Here is an 11,154-nt window from a genome sequence, read left to right on the forward strand (position 1 = left end):
TCGATCATCAGGGGGGCATGCGCTCGCTTGACTCAGACAAGACATGAAGGTCGTAGCCGGGCACAAACGCCATCGGTCGCTACGTGGAGCGCAATTTACTGTGCGGGTGGTCCCACGGGAACGTGATGTGGTTCCACCGGCTGGATAGATACAACACTATCCCAAGAAACGGACAAACGCAAACCAAACACCCCAAAACGGGCAATGATCTACCTCTGAACCGTAAACCCCGGGCAAACGGCCTCAATCACTGCCAAAGCCCATGGGGTATGCGTATGTAAACCACCGGCAAGCTCCGGGCATTCCCCCCATGACCTGGGCGTTCTTCCGGGGGCCGATCCCCGGTGACGGCCGACGTGCGTGGCCGTGCTCGCCGCTACCAGCCAACTGCAAAGAGGATGCAAGCCCGTTCCCAGTGCCGTCCGAGATCGTTGCGCCAGCGTCAGCGCAACAGACACGAGGTGAGGAATGGCGACGACGATCAGCGCGTCCACGCTCAACGGACGGCACCACAAGGCGGCACTCACGGTCTTCATGCTCATCGTGGTGGCCCACTGGGCCGAGCACCTGGTGCAGGCCGTGCAGGTCTACGTCTGGGGGTGGCCGCTGAGCGAGGCCCGCGGGGTGCTCGGCCTGCCGTTCCCGTGGCTGGTGACCTCGGAGTGGATGCACTACGGGTACGCGCTGCTCATGCTCGTGGGCCTGTTGATGCTGCGCAAGGGGTTCGCCGGCCGTTCGCGCACGTGGTGGAACATCTCCCTGGGCATCCAGGTCTGGCACCACATGGAGCACCTGCTGCTGCTCGTGCAGAAGATCACCGGGCTCTACCTGCTGGGACGGCCGGTCCCGACCAGCGTCCTGCAGATCTTCCTGCCCCGGATGGAGCTGCACCTGTTCTACAACGCGGTCGTCTTCGCGCCGATGGTGGTGGCGATGCTGCTCCACCGCCGGGCCGCCGAGCACGGCGGGGCCGCCTGCACCTGCGCGGTGGCGCACTAGCTCATGGCGGTCACCAGACGACGTCCGAGCGGGTTCACGGTGGTGCTGGCCGTCGTGGGGCTGTTGCTGCTGTTCGTGTCCGTGCCCGAGTTCGGCCCGGTCGTCCGGGCCGCCCGCGCCGACGGGGTGAGCGGCGCGTTCACCGCCCGGGAGCTGCGGTGCGTGCAGCATCCCGGGCACGAGTCCTGCGTCTGGGCCGGGGACTTCACCTCCGGCGACGGACGGGTCCGGCGGCGCGACGTCGAGCTGTACGGCAGCGACCGCGGCACCCTGGCGGCCGGACAGGCCACCGCCGCCGTGGACACCGGCCGTCTGACCCGTGTCTACGGGCCGGAGGGCTCGGACGAGTGGCTGTTCACCGCGCTGCTCACGCTGGCCGGGGCGGCCGTGCTGACGGTGGCGGCCAGACGGGCGCGCCGCCCCCGCGCCTGAACCCGCGGCTGCCGCGTACGGGCGATCGCCCGTACGATTCCTCCAGCGTTTTCAGGATCTTGTGAGGTTTGTGTGTTCGGGATCATCCGTCCGTGCGGTGAGCACGGGTGCGCGGCGGTACGCGCGGCGTGGCGGGCGCACCTGTGCGGGCTCTGCCTGACACTGCGGGACGGGCAGGGGCACGCCGCCCGGCTGACCACCAACTACGACACGCTGATCCTCTCGGTGCTGACCGAGGCCCAGCTCCCGGCCGCCGTGCCGCACCGGACGGCCGGGCCGTGCGCGCTGCGCGGATTCCGCTCCGCCGACGTGGTGGACGCCGACGGCCGCGGCGCCCGGCTGGCGGCGGGGGTGTCGCTCGTCCTGGCCGCGGGCAGACTGCGCGACCAGGTGGCCGACCGGGACGCCGCCCCTGGCACGGCTCCGGCCCGCCGCCTGCTCGCGGCCCGCTGGGAGGCGGGCGGCGCCCGGCTGGCCGCCGGCGTCGGCTTCGACACCGCCGTGTTGTCGGCGACGGTCGACCGGCAGCTCGAACGCGAGCGCCGGGCCCTGGCCGCCCCCATGGACGTGCTCGACCTCACGGCGCCCGCCGAGGAGGCGGTGGCGGCGGCCTTCGCCCACACCGCGGTGCTGGCCGGACGGCCGGGGAACGCGGCGGCGCTGGCCGAGGCCGGCCGGTTCTTCGGCCGCATCGCGCACCTCCTGGACGCCGTCGAGGACCAGGCGGCCGACGACGAGCGGGGCGCGTTCAACCCGCTGACCGCCACCGGCACCGGCCGCGAGCGGGCGCGGCGGCTCTGCGACGACGCCGCCCACGGGCTCGCCCTCGCCGTGGCCGACCTGGAGCTGGCCGAGCGGCACCTGGTGGAGCGGCTGCTCGGCGCCGAGGTGCGCCGGGCGGTCGAGCGCGGGTTCGGCGCGGCCTCCTACCGGCGTCCCGGCTGGATCCGCAAGTCGGGGGCGGGGGTGGCGACGTTCCTGACCTGCGGCCTCTGGCGGCCGAGGTGGAGCAAGAAGGCGGGCCGGCCCTGCTGCGAGCGCTGCTACCTGGACAACTGCAGCAGCTGCGACTGCCCCGACTGCGGCGGCTGCTGCGACTGCGGCTGAGCCGGCGAGAGGGTTCAGGGGGCCGAGATGTGCAGGACCTCGCCCGCCTTGTGGTAGCCGACGCGGGCGTAGACGCGGCCCGCGGCGTCGTCGGCCGGGGTGAGGAACGGCATCGTGATGCCGGCCTCGACGCCCGCCCTGGTCAGCAGGGCCGTGACGGCTCCGCCGATGCCGCGCCGCCGGTGCGTGTCACGCACGGCGATGCCGGCGAGCTCGGCCACGCCCTCCTGGGGGCCGCCGAGCTGGCCGGCTCCGACGACCTCGCCGGTGGCGGCGTCGGTGGCCGCGGCCACCAGACCGCCGCGGCCGAGCACGCCGCGCAGCCGCGCGACGTCGTGCTCGTTGGCCTCGGGCGCGTCGAAGGCCGCGTTCATCACCCGCGCGACCTGCCACAGGCCCGGGTCGTCGGTCACCAGCGCGAGCCGTACGGCGGCGTCGGCGGGCGGCTCGGCCAGTGACCCGGCCGGGCACACCAGCAGCGGGAAGCGCCCTTCGGCGGCGAACCCGGCGGCCAGCAGGGCCTCCTCCACCTTGGGCGCGACCTGCGGCACGTACTCCAGCCGGGGTGTCCTGCCCCGCTCGCGGAAGGCGGCGGCCAGCGCGGCCACCTGCTCGCCGGTGGGCGCGAGGTCGTCGTCGGGGATGGCGTAGTTGAACGGCGGCGCGTCGTCGTGCTCGTCGAAGCGGATCAGGAACGGCCCGGCCCGGTGTGCCCCGGTTCCGGCCGCCGCTCGAAGGTATGCGTGCACGCGGGCGCCCAGCAAGTGAAGTCCTCTCGGTCGACGTACGACGGTCACAAGGTAGGGCCGCCCCCATCGCGGGGCAACCGGTTTTCCACCTGCGACCGCCGTGGGTCAGGCGGCCAGCCAGAGGTCGGGGCCGAACACCTCGTAATGGATGTCGCGGGGCGCGACGCCGGCCTCGATGAGCTGGGCACGGGCGTCGCGCATGAAGGCCAGCGGGCCGCACATGTACACGACCGCGCCCTCGGGGATCTCCACCCCGGTCAGGTCCATGCGTCCGGTGCGGGGGCCGTCGCCCTCCTCGTACCAGAAGACGCCTCCGGCGCCGGCCAGGCGTTCCATGTCGGCGCGCAGGGCGTGGCCGTCCTCGGAGCGGTCGGCGTGCAGGACGAGGACGTCCCGGTCGTCGCCGGCCGCGGCCAGGTGCTCCAGCATCGCGACGATCGGCGTGCAGCCGATGCCGGCCGAGACGAACACCAGCGGCGCCTCGCCCCCGGCCAGGGTGACCTCGCCGAAGGGCGCCGACAGGGTCAGCTCGTCGCCCGGCCGGACGGTGTCGTGCAGCAGCGCCGACACCTCGCCGTCCCGCTTGACGGTGATGCGGCGCAGGCCGTCGGCGCCGGAGCCGGACAGCGTGTACTGGCGGAGCTGGTGGACGCCGTCGGGCATGCGGACGCGGACGCTGACGTACTGGCCGGGCAGCGCGGCCGGCGCGGGTTCGTCGCCCAGCGGGGCCAGGACCAGCGAGAACGCGTCGGCCGTCTCCTCCCGGCGCTCGGCGACCCGCCACTGCCGCCAGGTGGTGCCCTCCCTCGCGCCGGCCTCGGCGTAGATGCGCGCCTCCATGGCGATCAGCGCCCCGGCCATCAGCCAGTAGACCTCGTCCCAGGCGGCGGCGACCTGCGGGGTGACCGCGTCGCCGAGCACCTCGGCGATGGCGCCGAACAGGTACTTGTGCACGATGACGTACTGGTCGTCGGTGACGCCGACGGCGGCGTGCTTGTGGGCGACGCGGGCCAGGAGGGAGTCGGGGCGCTCGCCGGGGTGGTCGAGCAGCGCGCCGGCGAAGGCCGCGATCGAGCCGGCCAGGGCCCTGCGCTGCTCGCCGTTGCGCTGGTTGCCCCGGTTGAACAGGCCGTCGAGCAGCTCCGGGCGGTCGGCGAACATGGTGTCGTAGAACCGGGCCGTGATGTCGTCGAGGGCCGCTCCGACGACGGGCAGGGTGGCGCGGACGACCGACGCCGACTCATCGGACAACATGGGGGACCTCCAGAGGGGGAAGGCAGCACGAAACCGCCGCTCAGAAAATTGGTATCTGAGATACATATTACGGAGCGGTGACGGCGGCCCTCTCCCCGGGGGTGGTCAGCGACAGCAGCGCGGGGCCCGTGGGGTCGTCGACCAGGGAGGCGACGGTCACCGTGTCGAGCGAGGCGTAGAAGGCCTCCCGCGCCTGGCGCAGCGCCGTACGCAGGCGGCAGGCGGCGCGCAGCGGGCACGGCGGGTCGTCCTCGCAGCCCACCACGTCGCCGGCCGCCTCCAGGGCGCGGACGAGCGCCCCCACGGACGCCGCCCGCCCCTGTGCGGTGAGCGCCAGCCCGCCGCCCCGCCCGCGCCTGGCCTCCACCACGCCGAGCTCGCTCAGCCGGGCCACGGCCTTGGCCGCGTGCGTGTACGGGACCGCGAGCATGCCGGAGACCGCGCGGGTGGTCAGCGGCTCCCGCTCCCGCGCGACGGCCAGGCGCATGACGATGCGCAGGGAGATGTCGGTGAAGGCGGTCAGGCGCATGTCTTCACGTTAGGCGCCGCCGGAGGGTCGCCGGGTCACCAGCGGTCGAGATGCAGCACCTCGTCGAGCGGCTGCCGCGCGGCGGGCCGGAAGGTCTCCCCCGTGAAGTACGCGGTGGGCAGCAGCACGCCCTGGCGCACCTCGGCCGGGATGCCGAGCAGCTCGGCGATCTCGCTCTCGTACTCCAGGTGCAGGGTGGTCCACGCGCTGCCGAGGCCGCGGGCGCGGGCGGCGAGCATGTAGCTCCACGCGGCCGGCAGCAGCGAGCCCCACAGCCCGGCCTGGTTGCCCTCGGGCAGGCGGCCGCCGGGCAGCTCGATCGCGCCGATCACCAGCACCGGCACGTCGCCCATGTGCTCGGCCAGGTAGGCGGCGCTGCCGCTGACGCGCTCCTGGACCGCCGCGCGGGCCGGGTCGTCCCGGAACATCGAGTGGGCCGAGCCGTCCGAGGTGTGGTAGCTGTTCCACGACCGCCGGTAGTAGTCGCCGATCACCTTGCGCCGCTCGGGGTCGGTGACCACGATCCAGTGCCAGCCCTGCCGGTTGCTGCCGCTGGGCGCCTGGAGCGCGACCTCCAGGCTCTGGCGGACCAGCTCCGCCGGGACCGGGCGGGACAGGTCGAGGCGCCTGCGCACGCTGCGGGTGGTGGTGAGGAGGGTGTCCGGGGCCAGTGGTTCGATCGTCATGGGCTCATCATGTCAACGCGGGCCGCCGGAATCCCGTAGCCCGTACGGCCCGGCCTGGGCCTGATTTTTCCGCGCCCCGGGACGTATGATCACGCCAGCCGGACTCGACCGACGCAACCGAAGGAGCCGACCGTGGCCGACGACGAGCAGGGCGCGCCCGCCCTCGACGTGGACACCACCAAGCCCAGCGTCGCCCGCGTCTACGACTACATGCTCGGCGGCAAGGACAACTTCGAGATCGACCGCGAGGTGGCCCAGATGGCGCTCCGGATCGCCCCGGACGCCCCGCAGGCGGCCCGGTCGAACCGGGACTTCCTGGCCCGCGTCGTCCGCGACCTGGTCGTCGAGGCCGGTATCCGGCAGTTCCTGGACATCGGGTCGGGCCTGCCCACGCAGGGCAACGTGCACGAGATCGCCCAGGCGGCCGCGCCGGGCTGCCGGGTGGTCTACGTCGACCACGACCCGATCGTGCTGGTCCACGGCCGGGCCCTGCTCGCCGTCGACGACGGCACCACCGTCATCGAGGCCGACATCCGCCGGCCCGACGACGTCCTCGACCATCCCGAGACCAGGCAGCTCCTCGACCTGGACGAGCCGGTGGGCCTGCTGCTGTTCGGGATCCTGCACCACCTGTCGGACGAGGAGGACCCGGCCGGCATCGCCGCACGCCTGGCCGGACGGCTCGCGCCCGGCAGCCACGTCGCGGTCTCCCACTTCCACAACCCGATGGAGGAGCGCCCGGAGGTGTCGCGGCAGGCGTTCGAGGCCGAGCGGCTGTTCAACGACACCATGGGCACCGGGCGGTGGCGCACCCGCGAGGAGATCCTCGGCTTCTTCGACGGCCTGGAGCTGCTGGAGCCCGGCCTGGTGCCGCTGGCCGAGTGGCGGCCCGAGCCGGGTTACCGGCCGGCCCTGGGCATCACGTACCACACCTTCCTGGGCGGGGTCGGGCGCAAGCCGTGACGGTCAGCAGACCGCGTCCGGCAGGGTGATCGGCACCTGCTGCCGGTCGCCGGGCGTGAAGCGGCGGCCGAACACCTCGCACAGCCGCCCCCGCCAGGTGTCCGGGTCGAGCCGGAGCAGGTCGGTGGAGTAGCCCGCGGCGCCGTCGCCGCCCTTGAGGCGCAGCAGCAGCGAGCCGTCGGGCGAGATGTCGAGGAAGTCCTGGGCCTGGCGGAAGGTGTAGCCCTCCTCGTAGGACACCCCGGTCTCGCCGAGCCCGAAGACGCTGATCTCCCGCTCGCGGAACAGGAACAGCCGGCCCGCGTTCTCCGGCATGATCGAGGTCATGCGCTCGCCGCCGCGGATGTTCTCGCCCGACGAGCGCAGCGGGCCGAGCACCTTCCTGAGCGGGTGGGTGAGCCACACCTCGGGCAGCATGCCGCTGCGGAACAGCAGCAGGTGGGTGCCCGCGTGGTCGAAGACGAACCCGCTGACGACGTCGGAGCCCACGGTCAGCCGGCGGTCCTTGACCTCCTCGCCGGTACGCAGGTCGATCGTGCGCAGGTGGTCGGCGCCCTGCACGGCGACCATCAGGTGGCCGTCGTTCCACGGGCTGACCTGCACCTCGGTGACCACCGTGCCGGGGCCGGCGACGTCGAAGGCGCTCTTGCGGCGGCCGGTGGCGGGCTCCCAGCGCTCCAGGCGGCGGCCGGCGAAGGTGAACAGGTCGCCGTCCTTGAAGAAGTAGGTCAGGTGCGTGCCCTCGGGCGGCCGGGCGGTGGTGACCTCGGTGACGGGGGACAGCGAGGGCAGCGCGCGGATGGCGACCCTGGTGGCGGTGACGGCGTCGGCGAGCAGGCGTCCTGACGCGTCCACGACGGGGTCGCCGTCGGCGTCGAGGCCCTTCGGGCTCTTGGCGCGGGAGACGTCGGCCAGGGTGCGCTGCGGCTCGCCGGTCTCCATCAGGCGCAGCCGGGCGCCGCCGTCGGCCTGGGCGACCATCCGGGTGCCGCCCTGGAGCAGCGCCGGGTTGCCGATGAGCTGCTCGCCGTCGCGCAGCGCGGTCAGCACCAGGGTGTCGGACGACCTGGTGAGCAGCTCCTGCGCGCCGGGCGCGCCCACCAGCGCGACCGGGGCGGCGCTGGTCTGGGCGTCGATCCAGGTGCGCGACAGGGTCAGGCCACCGGCCAGGTCGACCAGCTCCCAGCCGGAGGCGCCCTGCTCGGCCACGCGCTTCCCCTCCCGGTCGACGACGAAGGCGCCGCACGGGCGTCCGGCCTGGAAGCCGCCCAGCCGCTCGCCGTCGCGCACCGCGAACCCCGTGTACGTGGCGGCGCGGCCGTCGTCGCTGGTCCGGCAGGTCACGGCGGTGGCGCCGTCGCCGGAGACGGCCAGGCCGTCGGCCGGGCCGAGCTCGCGGATGGTCAGCTGCCGCCATACCGGGCTGCCCTTGCTGCTGAACACCTTGGCCACGCCCTTCTCCCGGACGACCAGGGTGGTGGCGTCGGGGCCGAAGCGCACCAGGTCGGCGGGCAGGTCGTACACCCAGGTGCGGGGCGTGCCGTCGGTGCCGAGCGACTGGAGCACGAGCTTCTTCGGGCCCGCGGTGACGATCCAGCCGTCGTCGCCGTCCGCCCTGACGTCGGCGGCGGGCTCGTCGGCGGCGAGCCCGTCGGCCGGGGCCGGCCGGTCCTGGCGGGCCAGGACGTGCCCCTGGTCGAGCAGCTCGCCGTCGCGCGGGTCGACGCGGTGCCAGACCACGCCGCCGTCGTCGAGGGCGTAGGCGATCAGGCCGCCGTCGGCGGAGACGGCGGGCCGGCTGGTGCCGCCCCGGTCGGGCAGGTGGGCGGGCCGGTAGCGGCCGTCGGGGCCGCGGGTGAACAGCGTGGCGCGGCCGGAGGCGGAGGTGGTGGTGGCCAGCAGGACGCGCGCGTCGTCGCTGGCGTCGGCGGCCGTGATGGAGCCGAGCGCGCCCGTGGCCACGCCCTTGGTGTACCGGTGTTCGACGTAACGCTGCAGGAGCTGGGCCCTGGCCTCCTGGGTGGGCGCCGAGCGGTAGGCGCCGACGGCCAGCAGCGACGACAGCTCGGGGTCGCGTTCGGCCAGGTCGGCCGAGGCGCCCGCCAGGGCGCGGGAGCGGGACTCGGCGGCCCGCTGCTCGCCGATCCGGCCCTGGTAGAACGTCCAGGCGACCAGCGAGACGACCGTCAGCAGCGCCACCCCCGCGCCGGTGATCGCGCTCCGGCGGCGCAGCGTGCGCCGCTGCTGACGGCGGCGGCCCTGGTCCAGGTAGTCGCGCTCGTCCTCGGTCAGGTCGCCGGGGCGTTCGGCGAGCCAGCGGGCGGCGGCGGCCAGCTCGGGCGGGCCGGGGAGCCGGTCGGGGGCGCGGTCGGCCTGCCGCCAGCGGCCCATGTCCTGGTGGAGCAGGTCGCGCCATTCGAGGAACTTCAGGTCGGCGGCCACGATCCCGGCCAGCCGGGGCCATTCGGTGATCAGCGCCTCGTGGGCCAGCTCCACGGTCTGGCGGCCGTCCTCGCCGGTGTCCATGACGAGCAGCCGCCCGGCGGCCAGCCGGCCGGCCGTCAGCCAGCGCTGTTCCCCCGCCTCCTCGCGGGTGACCCGGCGGCGCAGCGGCGCGTGCGCGCCGGCGGCGACCCGGACGAGCCGGGACAGCAGTTCCTCCCCGGCCGCGGTGTCCTGCTCGGGCACGCACGCCGCCCAGACCTGCTCGGCCTGCGCGCCCAGGGCCCCGCGTACGCCGCGGCACGCCTCGTAGGAGGTGTGGGTGATGCGGCCGCCCTGCTGCTCGTGCCAGAGGCGGTCCAGCAGGAAGCCGATCAGCGGCAGGGCGCCGGGCGCGCTGCCGGCGTCGCCCAGGATGCGGTCGACCAGGCCGGGGTCGTACGTCACGGCGGGGACGGCGTCCAGCGGCGCCTCGACGGCCTGCCGGAGCTGGTCGCGGGTCATGGGGGTGAGCCCGTAGGTCTCGCGGCCGAGCGAGCCGCCGAGCGCGGGATGGGACAGGGCGGCGGGCAGGAAGTCGGCGCGCAGCGTGAACAGCACCCGGACGGCCGGGCAGGCGCGGGCCGCGGCCAGCACCCCGGCCGCCTCGTCCGCCTGCTCGGGGTCGCCGACCAGCAGTTCCTCGGCTTGGTCGACGACGAGCAGCAGCCCGGTGGCGCCGGTGTCGCGCAGGACCTGGGCGACGACGTCGGGCAGCCGGCCGTTCCTCAGCGGCTCGCGCAGCGCGTCGGCCCTGGCCAGCGCGTCGGCCCCGGTCAGGCCCGGGTGCGACAGGGCGGCCAGTTCGGCGGCCAGCGCGTCGGGCCAGGACCGCACGGCCGAGGGCCGCAGGACGGCGACCTGGCAGCCCTGGCGGCGCATGGCGGGCACTACCCCGGCCAGCGCCAGCGAGGACTTGCCGCAGCCGGACGGGCCGGTGAGCGTGACCTCGGGGTGGGCCTGGAGGAGGCGGGCGATCCGGGCGGTCTCCACGTCGCGGCCGAAGAAGACGGCGGCGTCGCCCTCGCGGAAGGCCGACAACCCGCGGAACGGCGAGGCCGGCCGTACGGTCGCGGCCAGGGCGGGGACGGCGCGGGTGAGCGACCGGGTGGGGATCACGAACGCCTGGCGGGGCCCGCCGGGCTGGGCCGCGACCACCATGCCGACGACGTCGCCGAGCTCGACGTCCCAGACGGGGCTGCCGCTGAAGCCGCTCTCGATCGGCACGCCGCGGGGGTCGTCGGGGGCGCACTGGAGCCAGCCCTGCTGGGTGCCGCCGAGCAGCCGGCCGGTGTGCCAGCCGCCGCCGCGCAGGCCGTGCGGGAACCCGGCCACGACGACCCGGTGGCCCCACAGGCTGCGCGGCTCGGCCATGCGCAGCGGGCGTCCGCCCGGGGGCGCGGCGTCCAGGCGCAGGACGGCTATGTCGCCCGAGCCGTCGGCGGCGGTGTGGACCCAGTGCTCGACGTGGGCGCGCACGGGCGCGTGCTCGCCGGCGAAGGGCAGCTCGACGGTGACCCAGGCGCCCGGTGGGGGCGAGCCGTCGGCCTGGCCCAGGGCGCCGGAGACGACGTGCGCGCAGGTCAGGGCGCGGTCGGGCGCGATGAGGAAGCCCGCGCCCGCCACGTCCCCCTCGGGGCCGCGCACGCGCAGGACGGCGAAGTTCAGCGCCTCGTCAGGCCCCGTTTCCATCACTTACGGTCACCGTCCGTCACTCCGGGTCGTCAGGTGAGCCAGTATGGCCGCTGGGCGGGGGCGGCGTTTGCCGTTCCTTGACATGCGAGAAGGGCGTCCCCCGCAGGGAACGCCCTTCACTCGTGCGTGCGTGTTACTTCTTGACCGACAGCGGGGCCGTGCCAGTGTCCTGCTGACGCCAGGCACCCGTGTCGAACGCCACCGGAGCAGCCTTCCTGCCCACACCGTCACCCCACTTGGTGACCACATACTGGATCTT

Annotated in this window: 9 protein-coding genes; 4 read left to right on the forward strand and 5 right to left on the reverse strand. The window is 74.5% G+C overall.

The features are described from left to right. Positions 1-468 precede the first annotated feature (468 nt). The 3 genes from ABZ459_RS52445 (at position 469) to ABZ459_RS52455 (ending at position 2,538) form a co-directional block, all read left to right on the forward strand. Entirely contained in the window at positions 469-999 is a 531-nt protein-coding gene (locus tag ABZ459_RS52445) for a hypothetical protein (RefSeq protein WP_357989002.1), read from the forward strand. Between the two features lie 3 nt (positions 1,000-1,002). Further along, complete coding sequence (locus ABZ459_RS52450) at positions 1,003-1,431, forward strand: hypothetical protein (protein ID WP_357989004.1); 429 nt, start codon at positions 1,003-1,005, stop codon at positions 1,429-1,431. Positions 1,432-1,503: 72 nt separating this feature from the next. Beyond that, positions 1,504-2,538: a DUF5685 family protein gene (locus ABZ459_RS52455; RefSeq protein ID WP_357989006.1), complete on the forward strand. Its 1,035-nt coding sequence runs from the start codon at positions 1,504-1,506 to the stop codon at positions 2,536-2,538. 14 nt (positions 2,539-2,552) lie between these two features. Here the strand turns inward: ABZ459_RS52455 and ABZ459_RS52460 are convergent, their stop codons facing one another. From ABZ459_RS52460 to ABZ459_RS52475, 4 genes are all read right to left on the reverse strand, one after another. After that, positions 2,553-3,302: a GNAT family N-acetyltransferase gene (locus tag ABZ459_RS52460; RefSeq protein WP_357989008.1), complete on the reverse strand. Its 750-nt coding sequence runs from the start codon at positions 3,300-3,302 to the stop codon at positions 2,553-2,555. Positions 3,303-3,392: 90 nt separating this feature from the next. Beyond that, positions 3,393-4,541: a globin domain-containing protein gene (locus tag ABZ459_RS52465; RefSeq protein ID WP_357989010.1), complete on the reverse strand. Its 1,149-nt coding sequence runs from the start codon at positions 4,539-4,541 to the stop codon at positions 3,393-3,395. 67 nt (positions 4,542-4,608) lie between these two features. Further along, positions 4,609-5,070, reverse strand: a complete 462-nt coding sequence (locus tag ABZ459_RS52470; RefSeq protein WP_357989012.1) for an Rrf2 family transcriptional regulator — start codon at positions 5,068-5,070, stop codon at positions 4,609-4,611. A gap of 35 nt (positions 5,071-5,105) precedes the next feature. After that, positions 5,106-5,756, reverse strand: a complete 651-nt coding sequence (locus ABZ459_RS52475; RefSeq protein ID WP_357989014.1) for a nitroreductase family protein — start codon at positions 5,754-5,756, stop codon at positions 5,106-5,108. Between the two features lie 132 nt (positions 5,757-5,888). Between ABZ459_RS52475 and ABZ459_RS52480 the strand changes: the two genes are divergently transcribed. Further along, positions 5,889-6,719, forward strand: a complete 831-nt coding sequence (locus tag ABZ459_RS52480) for an SAM-dependent methyltransferase (RefSeq protein ID WP_357989016.1) — start codon at positions 5,889-5,891, stop codon at positions 6,717-6,719. Positions 6,720-6,722: 3 nt separating this feature from the next. Here ABZ459_RS52480 and ABZ459_RS52485 read toward each other — a convergent pair whose 3' ends face one another. Further along, positions 6,723-10,892, reverse strand: coding sequence for a trypsin-like peptidase domain-containing protein (locus ABZ459_RS52485; protein WP_357989018.1), 4,170 nt, complete (start codon positions 10,890-10,892; stop codon positions 6,723-6,725). Positions 10,893-11,154: the final 262 nt, after the last annotated feature.

The organism is Nonomuraea sp. NPDC005692 (assembly GCF_040631115.1).
Lineage (GTDB): Bacteria > Actinomycetota > Actinomycetes > Streptosporangiales > Streptosporangiaceae > Nonomuraea.